This is a genomic window from Virgibacillus sp. M23 (assembly GCF_034190895.1).
Classification (GTDB): Bacteria; Bacillota; Bacilli; order Bacillales; family Amphibacillaceae; genus Virgibacillus; species Virgibacillus salarius.
In genome coordinates, this window is sequence record NZ_JAWDHA010000043.1 from 1 (window position 1) to 12,496 (window position 12,496).

Here is a 12,496-nt window from a genome sequence, read left to right on the forward strand (position 1 = left end):
ACTTCAACTCCTGTGGGAAATGTTTGACCTGAAGATCCACTTTTTTGAGCGGGTTTTGCTAAAAAAGTTAGCTGAAGGACAAACCCCACGGAAAGGGAAGTGGGCAGCCGGAATGGTGGTCAAGCAGTAGCTATTATTCCATAATAGCTACTAGAGGAAGCGTAAATCTGAGCATTTAGTGATAAGGACTGAGCGAATTTTGCTCCGTTTTTTTTATGCGTGTGCTAGATATAGAGCAAAAGTAGCTGCACCTATTAGAAACCTACTGCTTCTAGAGGCAGGGTATTTTGTTTGGTTTTTTCCGCATATAACTGGCAGTAAGCCCCCAATTTCAAGCAATAAAGAGAACTAAGTGGGGGATAAAAACACCCACTAATTGAAGTTTTACTTTATTCGTCTAAGCTAATCATTTCCCCCGTTACTGCATCTACTACATAGCTACATTCAATTTTACCGCATAACATATACCTACCTTTTTGATAGACGTAGACAGGTGAGATCTCAAGGTAGCTACGGAGCTTTTCGGATGCTTCTCCCTTTGAAATAACAGGCATTTCTGCTTCTTTAAAATCACGAAAGACATCGAGCAATTGACGATTGTCCATATAATTAAGAGGCTTTAATGTTTTTGAATCCATAATAACCTTTATCTTAGGACCGATGATACGAAAATCTTGCTTTACTGGATGCAAGATTGCAAGTAGGTAGTTGTGTTCCTGTTGAATGGTAGTTAGTTTCCATTGGCCATTGTCATCTGGTAACTCTTGCTGTAGTAGACGACTCACTTCTGTAATAATTCTAGTTTGTTCATCTTTGGAAATAGATCTTTTTCTATCAACCTCTTTATTATTGCTCAATGCCTCAGACTCGGAAATTTCTGGTGACAGATCGATTTTTTCTAGAGATATGGTAGAAGCGGAACTAGTATGGCTCCATGTGATAGGTTCAACGCTATTACAATGAATGATGGATTTTTCCACTTGATCATAGGAAATCGTCTCTCCTCCATTATTGGTAAGGAAGAACATAGATGTCCCGTATACGGAAATCCATTTTTGTTCATTCTCCACTGGAATTTCCATCAACTTGCAATGATCTAGAGCAATGGGTTCAACGATTTCCGACGTTAAAGCAAAGGGTTCCCACTGAACTTGATCCTCTGTAGGAAAGCTCCCATGGATAGAAAAGAGTGTAAGTTGTCCTTGCTCATTAAAGGTTATATCGATGTTCCCACCTGGATAGACGGGAATATTGTCTACAGCAGATCGGAAATGCATTTCATTTTTTGATTCCTCGACTAATTGAAACTGTCTACCATATTCTAGACCCGTCATTTCCTCAACCCATTCAATGATTTGTTCACTGGTTTGGTGAATGACAGTTAACGCCTCTGCATGAGCATAAGATATATCATTAACAAAGATTATTTTTTTGATTCGTTCACTATGAAGGTCTACATCAACAACGGCTGTTCCTGGAGGATTTAAGCCTTCTTCTGTTTCCGCTGCTTCATTAGGAAACCATTCCATGGTTAACTCATAGGATACGCCTTCATTAGGATTTTCTTCTTTAACAAAGCTGTGTCTTTTTAAATAATATTTATCTAGTCCCCATTCATCTGCTGTAACGTCAATCAATTTTTGTACTCGCTTATGCATATAGATACCCTCACTTTATTTCAGTTTGACATTAAATAGATAGTTCCTTTTATCTCGTTTATAACTGGCAGGAAGCCCCTACTTTATAACTTTGCCTATAGTATATCATTCCTTTAGGAACGAATTCACATATTACAAAATGATATAATGAGCAAAAATCAAAAAATCGAATTTTCCACTTTACATTAACGTAACGTCAAGGTTTATAGTGAAGTTGAGGAGGAAGGAATATGCAAATAAAAGAAGTAGCAAAGCAATTAAATACTACTCCGAGAGCAATTCGCTTTTATGAGGAGAAGGGATTAATTAAGCCTGCAAAGTTAGACAACAATGAGTATCGCAGCTTTTCTGAAGAAGATATTGCCCGATTAAGTACGATATTAGCTCTTCGAGAAATCGGATTTAGCGTTAGTGAGATATCCCACGTTCTAAACGAAGAACAGCGAAGCATTTCGCAGTATCTAAACATACAACGATCTGCTCTCTATGAAAAATGGCTCGAAATGAAGGATATGATTCATACGATCGATCAAATGCTAGATCGTACATCGGATGATTATGATAATATGCAAGCAATCTATCAATTAGCGACTCATTTAAAAAATTTAAAGGAAATTCGTCGAAATTGGCAAGACAAATGGAATTTTGATAGTCAAGCTAAGGATTATGATTCTAGTATCAAGATGCATGGCTATCGCTTTAATGTACATCAGGACTATGATAAGGCGTTAACAAAAGTAGTTGAAACCATCCAGCTAGAAGCTGGCAATACGTGCCTAGATATTGGAATTGGTACAGGAAATCTCGGTGCAAAGTTTTTACCCAAAGGAATAAACGTCATTGGCATTGATCAGTCCGAAAACATGTTACATGTTTGTAAACAAAAGCACCCAGCCATAGAAATACGTAAAGGACACTTTTTAGCCTTGCCGTTGATGGATCAGCAAGTAGATGGGATTGTTTCCAGCTATGCACTACATCATATTACTGACGAAGAAAAAATACTAGCATTACAGGAAATGGATCGAGTATTAAAAGCAGGTGGGCAAATTTGTATAGCTGATTTAATGTTTATTAATGAACGACAACGCAAGCAAGTTATGAAATATTTTCAGGATGCGGGCAATAAAGAGGCAATTTACGCCATAAAAGATGAATATTATGCGGATCGCTCTATCCTAATAGAATGGTTAAAAGAACATAACTATGATGTAAAAGCATATCCGTTTAATGATATTTTAAGCATGATTTATGCCCAAAAGACAGCTTGTGGTGATAAAGCATGAATAATACGCCAGCAGTTAGATTGGATTTCTTTCAAGATAAATATCTCGCTGATTTAACTTACTACCATTTATCAACAGATCAATTAATGTATACCGCACATCCTAAGGAAGCATTGGCTAAAGAAGCTTCAGAAGCAAGAAGACATGGGATTGTCATTCTGTTTCAACACCATGTTGCAGGTTTTTTTGTACTAGAGGATGGAGAAAGTCTTAAAATGTATAGTGATAACCAACAGGCATTACTGCTTTGCTCGTATTCCATTGCGTACAAGATGCAAGGGAGAGGAATTGCAAAACAATCACTTCTACAGTTACCTGCTTTTCTAAATTGCCACTTTCCGAAAAAAAATGAGGTTGTCCTTGGAGTAAACCATCAAAATATGATAGCACAACACGTTTATCAACAATGTGGATTTGTAGATAGTGGGAAAAGGATTATTGGGAAAAAAGGAGAACAATATTTACTACAATTAAACGTAATGGAAGCTATCCACTAATAACAGACAGCTTCCATTACGTTATTCTTGCACATAGTTTTTTAATCCATCGGTAACTGCTTCGGCTACCTTCGTTTCAAATGATTCACTTTGAATCTTGGCTAGATCATTTGGGTTTGTAATAAAACCAAGCTCCAGTAAAATAGATGGCGCATGATTTGTTCGTAGGACACGGTAGTTTTTCTGGAGTATCCCACGGTCTTTCATATCAATAGAAGCTGTTAGTGATGTATGCACATTTTCTGCTAATCGAAGATCATTTTTCTTAGAATAATAGAAGGTATTTAAGCCACTAACAGATGAATCAGGAAATGCATTATAATGAATGCTAATAAATGCGTTGGTCTTGTTAGAATGACTTAATTCAACTCTTCGATCTAATGATATATACGTATCCTTTGATCTCGTAGTCAGTACCGTTGCCCCAGCTTCACGTAGCTTATCAGCAATTTTCTGAGCGGTCGTAAATGTTAAATTTTTTTCGTATACATTCTTCAAGCCCATTGCCCCTGAATCTTTCCCGCCATGTCCTGGATCTAGCATGATATGATAACCATCAAGCGGTTTTGTCGCTGATGTTATACTTGATGTTTGCTGGTCTGGTGCTTTGATTGTGTGGGCGGATACACTTGCGCTTGTAGCTTCTTGAGCTGGGGTATCCGTATGCCAGGAAGCTATCCAACCGTTTTGTCCATTATTTACTTCTATTTGATGCCATTCACCCTTGGTTTCTATTAGTCTATAGCTTTTTCCAGCTGGTAATGTTCCAATACTAGAATAGCTAGAGCCAGGACCAGAGCGAATATGCGTGTTCTTTGTTACTACTTTTATTTTTTCTTCTTCTGTTTCTTTCGCTTCACTTACTTGTCCAATATTATGCAAATAATGCCCTGCTACCCATGCCTCCTTCCCATCATAAAATGTTTTAATCCATCCATATTTTTCCTCGAAGGCGACTAATTGATCACCAGCTTGTAGCTTACCGATGATTTCTGCTTGGTCTGATGGTTCACTTCTAACATTTAGCATTGTTTCTCCTACTTCAAAAAGCTCTCGAGTATCTGCTTGACTTTCATTAGGAAAAAAAAGCATAGATACAAAGATAACGACAAAGCTACTAACAATATAATAGATAAACCGCATAGCAATCTCCTCTTAATAGTAATTTAATGTAATAACAGTATGTACAAGGAGATAACTAATTAAACTATGTTTCTGAAAAATAAACTATGAAGTACTAGATTGCTAGATGGGTAGCAGGAATTAACACAAAAAATACCTCTATCCAGCATATAACTGGCAGTAGGACCCCCACCTCAAGCAATAAGGTGGAACCAATATAGATAAGTGGGGTATCGACTGCCAGTAAATGTCCGATTGGTTCAATGGTCTTTAGGTCATACCCTTGTGGTACTAACCATCAGTGGGGGGATAAACAAAACCCTGATAGGAGTTTCACTTTATCTAAAATAATCAACTGTCAAGATACTAATCTTATCTTTGTATTTGTTTTAGGGTTTGTTATAATGGCGTTTTACTATTACATGTGGAAGAGAGGGCTTCTATGAAAAAGTCTTCGGGAGATCGTAACGTTCATTATTAAACTTTTTAAGGAATTTGGAAAAAATGAGGGGATATCGTTGTTTTATTTTTGGTTACAAACTGCATATACACCTTTTCCAGTTACGGATATACTGATACCAGTGATGGTAGCTATCATGGCAACCATTGTTATGTCGATTGTTTATAAAAATAAGCCAAAAATTGATCGTGGTAGAGTGATTATCTATTTTCAGCTTAGTTACCGAAGAAAGTTAATTCGCAGCCTTTGGACGTTTCCTATTCATATAGTAATTATTTTGCTGGCCATCTATATTACTCATATGCGGCTGACTGTCGAAATTCTAGTTTTTATCGTTTTTCTAACTGGCAACTGTTTGCAAATTGGCTATAACTATTGCATGTATAAAAAGACAGAGGCTTAACCTACAGTAAATTACAGCAGCTAACAAAAGCCGTTGTCATAAGCGTTACATAACTTTATCCCGCATATGGCAGTAAGCCCCCACCTCAAGTAATAAAGTGAAATGGGGGTTTTGTCTCACTCTCTTTCTGATAGCAGACCTGTCGTTTATTAATGTATACTAATTCAATCTATGTGAATGAGCGTTGAAGCAGCAGTCAATGCAACTTGATCATTAACAATGTCTCCAGGTCGTCTTGCTTGGCCAATCACGTAATCTTTTAGTGTCATTCCATAAAATTCACAGATATAATTGAATTGCTGAATAAGCGGTAGTCCCTTTACTCGTGGATGATCACCGCCAACAATTATTAGATAAACATTTTTCTCTTTTAATGCAGCACGAAAATGTGAATAGCTGTCGTCTCTTAAAATTTGTGACCAACGATCAATAAAGGTTTTCATTGGACCAGACATCCCATACCAGTAAATTGGTGTAGAGAAAACAAGCGTATCGTGCTCTAACAGTTGATCGATTAACTGTGTATGATCATCCTCAACTACTGGAAATCCTTCTGGTGCATGACGTTTATCAATAATTGGTTGAATATCATGATCGCGTAAATAAATATGGGTTCCTTTCTCTTTAGGAACTGCTTGATACGTTAAATATTCCGTATTTCCATTAACTCGAGTGGAACCATGAAATACAGCAATTTTCATGTATTATCCTCCCCATGAAAGATTTTTCAGGATGAATGAAGCCGTATTTAGCAAAAGACTGTAGTGTTTTTACCATCTTAACAGGCATAATCCTATGGATACCTTGGATGGTAAGGAATCCTAAAAACTCATGAAATTTTTCCTTTTCTTAAATTGTATTCTTCAGCAGGTATTTTAGAAGTGAGAGAAGAATCTTATTTATAGATAAAATAAATGATTTAGCTAAAGGAGTTATTCCAAAGATGATATATAGAAAGAAAACATACAAATTGAAAAAGGGCACCGTTGAAGCTTTTAATAACTTCTTTCATGAATATTTGCTTCCGAATCAGCTTACCTATGGGGCAAACCTTGTTGGCAGATGGGTAAATCAATCAAACGATGAAATAACAGCTATGTGGGCATATAATAATATGGAGGAATATGAGCGTATCGAAGCGAACATTAGAGCAAGTGACTTACATAAAATGGGACACAAAAAAAGAAAAGAATTGGGGGATATCATTATAGATAGTCGTCAGGAATTCTTAACTTCTACAGGAAACGATCAATATCCTAAGCATATAGTTTCTGTTAGTGGTTATATAACGAATGATCAGGGGGAAGTTCTACTAGTACGTAATATGGATCGTGCAGATACCATGGAGATACCAGGAGGACAAGTGGAAGAAGAGGAGTCATTATTAGAAGCAGTACATCGAGAAATTAAGGAAGAAACAGGAGCTATCGTCCAGATGGATGGTATAACTGGAATTTATCAGAATGTTACCAAGGGAATCATAAATATTGTATTTAGAGGAAAATACATATCTGGTGACTTACGCACGCAAGAAGAGGAAACAACAGAAGTGTGCTTTAGAAAATTAACACCTACGAATACATCTCAATATATTACACGAGAGCATTTTTTAGATAGGGTATTAGATGCAATGCATCCAACCTACATCCCATATGAAGCATTCGAAGTAAGACCGCATCACATACTTCATCAGCTGAGACCTAGTATAAAGCAAGAACAGTAATAAAGAATGTAGGTGAGCCACAGTTGAAGATTCCAAGTAAGATACGTATCATTGGTTCTGTAGGTAGTGGGAAGACGACGTTAGCTAAGTTGCTGGCGAAACAGCTTCGTATAACCTATTATGAATTGGACAATGTCGTGTGGTATAGAAGGAAGACAGGGGATATAAAAAGAACAATCGAAGAACGTAAGAAGATACTTTCAAGCATGTGTCAATAATTTGCTTGGATTATTGAAGGTGTTCATCGTGATAATTTGGTAATTCCTAGTATTAAACACGCAGATCTTATTATCATATTGGATACGAATAAACATGTTCGGTCGTTTCGAATTTGTAAAAGATTCCTAAGGCAGAAGTTAGGCATCGAACCTGCCAATTATCAACCTACACTTTCTATATTTATCAGTATGTTGCAGTGGAATAGACAATTTGAGCAGAAAAGACAGGATATTTGCAATATGTTGAGCAGCTATAACGATAAACAGGTCATTATAACTAATAAACAGGCATTAAAAACCTATTTGAGTACTTTAAGGGTGAATCACGAATGAAAAAAATAATCGTTTTCATCGTATTACTGATCGTTTCCATATATACATTATTTCTAACCTCTTGGACTGGTTCCTACCTGATGCTCGAGCCTAATTGGCAAGATAAGACGATATTTACACCTGAGGATGTATCAGACCCAAGAGATATATACTTTATCGATCAATGGCTATATGCGTTTACCATTCACCCTATTACTAGCACGATATTTATAATAGCTAGTATTGTAGTGGTTAGTATGATTATATTTCACTTTAAAAAACGAAGGAAAAAGAAGAAGCAGGATGAGGTTTAACGTAAATGGAGGGATAAGGAGTTGGAAAAATTTACCGAATAGGCAACGGAGTGCTTTGTTTGGTGATTTATTACGAAATACTGCTGACAGTAAGCCCCCCGCTGATTGAAGTTTTTACTTTGGTAGGCTGTAAACGAATCGAGAAACTGATTAACGTAGTAATAAAAAGCTGGAATTAAAGGAAGGAGCGGAGCGGAAATGTGATCTTCCCGCTCCTTTAAATGATCATAGGTTCACGCGCGTATCCATTTCCATATTTCTGCAGGTGTAGCATTTTTACCATACATTAATATACCAACTTTAAATATCTTTCCAGCTAGTTTCATAAAGAACCAGACGCTGATGATTAGAATCGCCAATGAAATGGCAATTTCCATCCATGGCCATACTTCTAAACTAGTTAATCGTAGTAAGAGAACCCCTGGAGAAGTAAAGGGAATATAAGAACCAATCTGAGCCATGAATCCATTTGGATCACTTAAGACCGGACCAATGAAAATGAATGGCAGAAATGGAAGCATCATGACCATTCCCTGAAAATTACCGGCAGTTGAAACGTCTGCCATCGTAGCTCCAACACCTACAAAAATAGAGGCGAAGAGAAGGTAGCCTAAGATGGCAATAGCAATATAAAAGGCTAGTTCAGGTACTAATAAATACTGCAAAATGGATATATCTACACGCCAAGCAATGATAGGCAACACAAGTGTAATGGAAACCACAGCCTGAATGAGACCCAGAACGAAATAGCCAATAATCTTTCCTTGCATAAGGTCTGCTGGTGTTAATGATGAAAGAATAATCTCTGCAATCTTATCTTTCTTCTCCTGTGACGCACTTTGGAATATCGCCATTCCTGTAAATACAATGGATAGCATGATAAATCCAGCGAACGCACCTGGTACAATTCGTTTCAGCGGGTCAGCTCCAGCTTCTTCTTCATTTACAGTTTCTTGCGCTTCTTTAGATACAATCGCTTCAACAGAAACTCCACGTGAAAGCGTCGCAAGTTCTTTCTCGGTTAAACCAAGCTGCTTCATCTGCATCGTTTGTAATGGACCTGCCACAATTTGTGCCTGGTTGATAAAGTAAGGGGGTATCTCTTCAGAAGTGTAGGCTCGAATAACACCCTCTTCTAGTGAACGTTGATCAATAAATAAGTAAGCAGTATCATCTGTATCTTCTAATTCTTTGTTTACTTCTTCTTCACTTAAATCTGATTGCTTTAACTCCCAAGGGAGATCATTTGTTTTAACCGTATTCTCGATGGCAGAAAATAATTGAAGCTGATCATTTATAAAAACGGTTGTCAGCTCTTGTGTTTCCTCTGTATCAGACCCTCCAAAGGTATTTCCGAGTAGCATAAAACCAATTATGAGAACTGGTGTTAGAAACATGCCAATAATAAATGTCTTGTTTTTTAGATTTCGTTTGATCTCCCATTTGGCTACCTTCATGGTATTACGCATGCTCCTCACCTTCTTCCTGTAATAGATTTTTGTCTGTTGCAATATCAATAAAAATTTCATGGAGTGAAATACGATTCAGCGTAAGTTCCTGAATGTTAATATGATTCGGAATCTGTCTTAGCCATGTTGCGGGCTGCACGTCCTTACTAAGGTAAATGATACTGCGGTCATCTTCCTGTTCGACCCGTTGAACATTAGGAAGTTGTGCTAAATCTTGTTTGTTATTTTTGCCGTGTATCGTACATTTAAAGTTAGCATATTCCATTTTTACATCTGTCATTTCACCATAAATAACTTTTTGTCCGCGATGAATCATAAATAATCGATCTGCCATTTCCTCAACAAGATTCATTTGATGTGAGGATAATAATATGGCGGTACCATTCTGAGCGAGATTCCTAATTTCCTGCTTAAATAGCTCCTGACTGACAGGGTCAAGACCAGAAAACGGTTCATCTAAAATCAATAATTCTGGCTCATGAATAATGGAGGCAATAAATTGCACTTTTTGCCCCATCCCTTTGGATAACTCTTCCACATTAACCTTCTCTTTACCCTCTAGATCAAACTTTTTAAGGTAATCGAGTGCCCGTTGTTTCGCCTTATCTAGTGGATAGTCTTTTAATTCGGCTAAATATAGTAAAATATCCATTACCTTAACATTTTTATAGAGGCCGCGCTCTTCTGGTAAATAACCAATTTTATGTCTTGGAATAGTAGCTCCTTTACTATGATGAAATGTAATGGATCCCTCATCTGGATACATGATTCCCATGATGTTACGAATGGTTGTTGATTTTCCTGCTCCATTAGGACCAAGAATAGCCATTATTTCCCCTTGTTTTACTTCAAAAGAAATATTGGAAATAATCTGCTTCCCTTTAAAGGATTTCCCTAAGCTTTTGACAGTAAGCATTGTGTTCAAGTCGACATCGTCCTTTCATTATTAAACTAATAATGTAATTATTTCTTCTAAATCTAAGCGTGCTTGAGAAGAGCTTTTTATATGTTGATTATGGAAATATGCCTCTGTATCATCTGGGTTATTCGAAATGATTTGGTTATTGGTTCGCAGTAATTCTCCAGGTATCCTTTCTTCAGGTAACGTATCGGATAACCAGTAGCGTTTAAACATATTATTTAATGCCTCTTTTTCATATGTTCCAACCCATTCTCCTCTTTTTAATACGCATAAGTAATCAGCAAGTTTCATAATATCTGAAGATTGATGGCTGGTCATAACGATTGCTCGATCTCCTCGTTCCATCCATGCTACGATCATATCCAGAAATACTTGCTTTGCAGGGATATCCATAAATGTTGTTGGCTCATCAAGCAGCAATAAAGGTGTGTTTTTTGGTAAGGTTAACGCAAGACATAACTTCTGTTGTGAGCCAGGAGATAAGTGAATAAACTTTTTATCTAGGGAAATATCGAAACGTTTCACCATTTCTTCAAATAAGTGTTCATCCCAATTTGGATAGTAAGGGGCAATAAATTTCTTAAGTGTTCTACCTGAGAAAGCATTCCAGCCAATTATTGGCTGTGGTTGGTAGCTTACGGTTGTCTTCCAACCCTCATCTGGACCATGGACAAATTTATTTAACACTTTAATGTTTCCTTTATCAGGCTTTACTAAATTCATAATTAACTTTAATATGGTGCTTTTTCCTGATCCGTTATTACCAACTAATGCTGTTATTGTTCCGGGTTCCAGCGTTAAATTTATAGGTCCAAGATGGAATGAATCTAAGCCTTTTTCTAGGTTGGAAATTTCCATTATTCCATTCAACTGTTATCATCCTTTCTAGTATGTGATTCCATCACTTCAGTAAAGATCTCCTTTATTTGATCTATCGTATAGTCATAGCTAAGTGCTGTATCAACTGCATTTTCAATCGTTTGATACACCTCTGAAACCTTAACCTGCTGTTTCAGTGCGTCTTCAATTTCAGCTACAAAGGTTCCTTTCCCTTGGGATGTACGAATAAACCCTTGGTATTCTAAGTTTTGATAGGCTCTTCGAATGGTGATAACACTTGTCTCCAGATCTTTGGATAGTGAGCGAATAGATGGTAAGGGAGCCCCTTCCGGTAACTGTCCACCTGCAATTAATGCCTTCAGTTGATTTTCGATTTGATGATATATTGGTTCACGAGATGACTTGGAAAGACGTATTGGCAATTCCACTTTAATTACTCCTTTCCAATTTTATATATAATCCAGTTTATTCATTATCTTTTTCATATAAATTTGATGAGCTTGGAGAGCAGCGCCAGCCAATCCGATAGACAGTATGGATGCAAGAAAAGGCCATTTTTTGGCAATAACGATAGACCAATATACGAAGCCATGATCAGTAAAAAAATAGATACCTAGAAAAGCAATGAACATCAAAAATAACACCATGATAGCAATAATAATGGTACCAATCGTTGTTGCAGCAAAGCCTCTTTCTCCTGCATCACTCATTGGAAATAACGTTCCAACATAAACAGCTGTCGACAACCAAATGACGGAGAAAGCAATATATGCGCTGATAGATAGCATTTCGTTTATAGGGGATACATAATAAAACAGTATCAAAAAGATAACTTGCCAAGGTAGTGAATAACAAAAATAGATTATAAATCTACTCTTAATAAGCACATCCTGCTTAATAGGTAATTGGAGTTGCATGATTAAGGTAGGTGACACTAAAAAATCTAAAGACTGCTTTTGACTTTGAAACACCTTTGGTTTTGCCCAAAATCCCCCCATGAAAAAAAGGAAAATGAAGAAGAAATCATATCCCATAAAGTCATTATCTATGTAAGATTCTAGAGATGTGGCAAGAAAGGATAAGATAAACATTAAAAAGATAAAATAAAAGAAAAAGCCTTTTATCGAATGAGTTAATTCTAGTTTTGCTACTTGGTAAGCTTGCTTCCATTCCTTCATAAGTAAATCCTCCTTATACTGTTATACTGTGTATGTGTTTATATACAGTATATAGGATTAAGGTAGGGTGTCAAGAATAAATTTCCATCCTACA

At 36.8% G+C, this 12,496-nt stretch carries 14 protein-coding genes; 6 read left to right on the forward strand and 8 right to left on the reverse strand.

Annotated elements, in window-relative coordinates; translation table 11 throughout:
- Positions 1-389 precede the first annotated feature (389 nt).
- Positions 390-1,658, reverse strand: coding sequence for a hypothetical protein (locus tag RVS70_RS15195; RefSeq protein WP_321133880.1), 1,269 nt, complete (start codon positions 1,656-1,658; stop codon positions 390-392).
- Positions 1,659-1,888: 230 nt separating this feature from the next.
- Between RVS70_RS15195 and RVS70_RS15200 the strand changes: the two genes are divergently transcribed.
- The gene (locus RVS70_RS15200; protein WP_026682977.1) at positions 1,889-2,944 is read left to right on the forward strand and encodes a MerR family transcriptional regulator; all 1,056 of its coding nucleotides are present in this window, start codon (positions 1,889-1,891) and stop codon (positions 2,942-2,944) included.
- Positions 2,941-3,441, forward strand: a complete 501-nt coding sequence (locus RVS70_RS15205; protein WP_321133882.1) for a GNAT family N-acetyltransferase — start codon at positions 2,941-2,943, stop codon at positions 3,439-3,441. Before RVS70_RS15200 ends, RVS70_RS15205 begins: the two co-directional genes overlap by 4 nt.
- Positions 3,442-3,462: 21 nt before the next feature.
- On the opposite strand, the gene RVS70_RS15210 is transcribed toward RVS70_RS15205, so the two are convergent.
- Positions 3,463-4,584: an N-acetylmuramoyl-L-alanine amidase gene (locus RVS70_RS15210; RefSeq protein WP_321133884.1), complete on the reverse strand. Its 1,122-nt coding sequence runs from the start codon at positions 4,582-4,584 to the stop codon at positions 3,463-3,465.
- Between the two features lie 497 nt (positions 4,585-5,081).
- Between RVS70_RS15210 and RVS70_RS15215 the strand changes: the two genes are divergently transcribed.
- Positions 5,082-5,426 carry a hypothetical protein gene (locus RVS70_RS15215; RefSeq protein WP_321133886.1) on the forward strand — a complete coding sequence of 115 codons (345 nt, stop codon included), beginning with the start codon at positions 5,082-5,084 and terminating at the stop codon, positions 5,424-5,426.
- Positions 5,427-5,590: 164 nt separating this feature from the next.
- Here the strand turns inward: RVS70_RS15215 and RVS70_RS15220 are convergent, their stop codons facing one another.
- Positions 5,591-6,127 carry a flavodoxin family protein gene (locus RVS70_RS15220; protein ID WP_205389175.1) on the reverse strand — a complete coding sequence of 179 codons (537 nt, stop codon included), beginning with the start codon at positions 6,125-6,127 and terminating at the stop codon, positions 5,591-5,593.
- Between the two features lie 242 nt (positions 6,128-6,369).
- Here RVS70_RS15220 and RVS70_RS15225 point away from each other — a divergent pair, with 242 nt between their 5' ends.
- The 3 genes from RVS70_RS15225 to RVS70_RS15235 all read left to right on the forward strand — a co-directional run bounded on the left by RVS70_RS15225 (position 6,370) and on the right by RVS70_RS15235 (position 7,993).
- Positions 6,370-7,149 (forward strand): NUDIX domain-containing protein, encoded by a 780-nt coding sequence (locus RVS70_RS15225; RefSeq protein WP_121604021.1) that lies wholly within the window; start codon positions 6,370-6,372, stop codon positions 7,147-7,149.
- 23 nt (positions 7,150-7,172) lie between these two features.
- Positions 7,173-7,367, forward strand: coding sequence for a shikimate kinase (locus tag RVS70_RS15230; RefSeq protein WP_321133891.1), 195 nt, complete (start codon positions 7,173-7,175; stop codon positions 7,365-7,367).
- Positions 7,368-7,696: 329 nt separating this feature from the next.
- Complete coding sequence (locus RVS70_RS15235; RefSeq protein WP_321133893.1) at positions 7,697-7,993, forward strand: DUF4306 domain-containing protein; 297 nt, start codon at positions 7,697-7,699, stop codon at positions 7,991-7,993.
- Between the two features lie 233 nt (positions 7,994-8,226).
- Here the strand turns inward: RVS70_RS15235 and RVS70_RS15240 are convergent, their stop codons facing one another.
- From RVS70_RS15240 to RVS70_RS15260, 5 genes are read right to left on the reverse strand one after another with little or no spacing between them, the layout of a single operon-like run.
- Positions 8,227-9,462 carry an ABC transporter permease gene (locus RVS70_RS15240; RefSeq protein ID WP_321133895.1) on the reverse strand — a complete coding sequence of 412 codons (1,236 nt, stop codon included), beginning with the start codon at positions 9,460-9,462 and terminating at the stop codon, positions 8,227-8,229.
- Positions 9,455-10,387, reverse strand: a complete 933-nt coding sequence (locus RVS70_RS15245; RefSeq protein WP_321133897.1) for an ATP-binding cassette domain-containing protein — start codon at positions 10,385-10,387, stop codon at positions 9,455-9,457. The genes RVS70_RS15240 and RVS70_RS15245 overlap by 8 nt, the downstream gene beginning before the upstream one ends.
- 21 nt (positions 10,388-10,408) lie before the next feature.
- Positions 10,409-11,254: an ABC transporter ATP-binding protein gene (locus tag RVS70_RS15250; protein WP_321133899.1), complete on the reverse strand. Its 846-nt coding sequence runs from the start codon at positions 11,252-11,254 to the stop codon at positions 10,409-10,411.
- Positions 11,251-11,652: a GntR family transcriptional regulator gene (locus RVS70_RS15255; RefSeq protein WP_026682968.1), complete on the reverse strand. Its 402-nt coding sequence runs from the start codon at positions 11,650-11,652 to the stop codon at positions 11,251-11,253. The genes RVS70_RS15250 and RVS70_RS15255 overlap by 4 nt, the downstream gene beginning before the upstream one ends.
- Positions 11,653-11,673: 21 nt before the next feature.
- Positions 11,674-12,402 (reverse strand): hypothetical protein, encoded by a 729-nt coding sequence (locus RVS70_RS15260; protein ID WP_321133901.1) that lies wholly within the window; start codon positions 12,400-12,402, stop codon positions 11,674-11,676.
- Positions 12,403-12,496 lie beyond the last annotated feature (94 nt).

Bases quoted from the DNA above. Each gene is read 5' to 3' on its own strand.
- RVS70_RS15195 (WP_321133880.1), bottom strand. From the start codon at position 1,658: ATGCATAAGCGAGTACAAAAATTGATTGACGTTACAGCAGATGAATGG.
- RVS70_RS15200 (WP_026682977.1), top strand. From the start codon at position 1,889: ATGCAAATAAAAGAAGTAGCAAAGCAATTAAATACTACTCCGAGAGCA.
- RVS70_RS15205 (WP_321133882.1), top strand. From the start codon at position 2,941: ATGAATAATACGCCAGCAGTTAGATTGGATTTCTTTCAAGATAAATAT.
- RVS70_RS15210 (WP_321133884.1), bottom strand. From the start codon at position 4,584: ATGCGGTTTATCTATTATATTGTTAGTAGCTTTGTCGTTATCTTTGTA.
- RVS70_RS15220 (WP_205389175.1), bottom strand. From the start codon at position 6,127: ATGAAAATTGCTGTATTTCATGGTTCCACTCGAGTTAATGGAAATACG.
- RVS70_RS15225 (WP_121604021.1), top strand. From the start codon at position 6,370: ATGATATATAGAAAGAAAACATACAAATTGAAAAAGGGCACCGTTGAA.
- RVS70_RS15235 (WP_321133893.1), top strand. From the start codon at position 7,697: ATGAAAAAAATAATCGTTTTCATCGTATTACTGATCGTTTCCATATAT.
- RVS70_RS15240 (WP_321133895.1), bottom strand. From the start codon at position 9,462: ATGCGTAATACCATGAAGGTAGCCAAATGGGAGATCAAACGAAATCTA.
- RVS70_RS15260 (WP_321133901.1), bottom strand. From the start codon at position 12,402: ATGAAGGAATGGAAGCAAGCTTACCAAGTAGCAAAACTAGAATTAACT.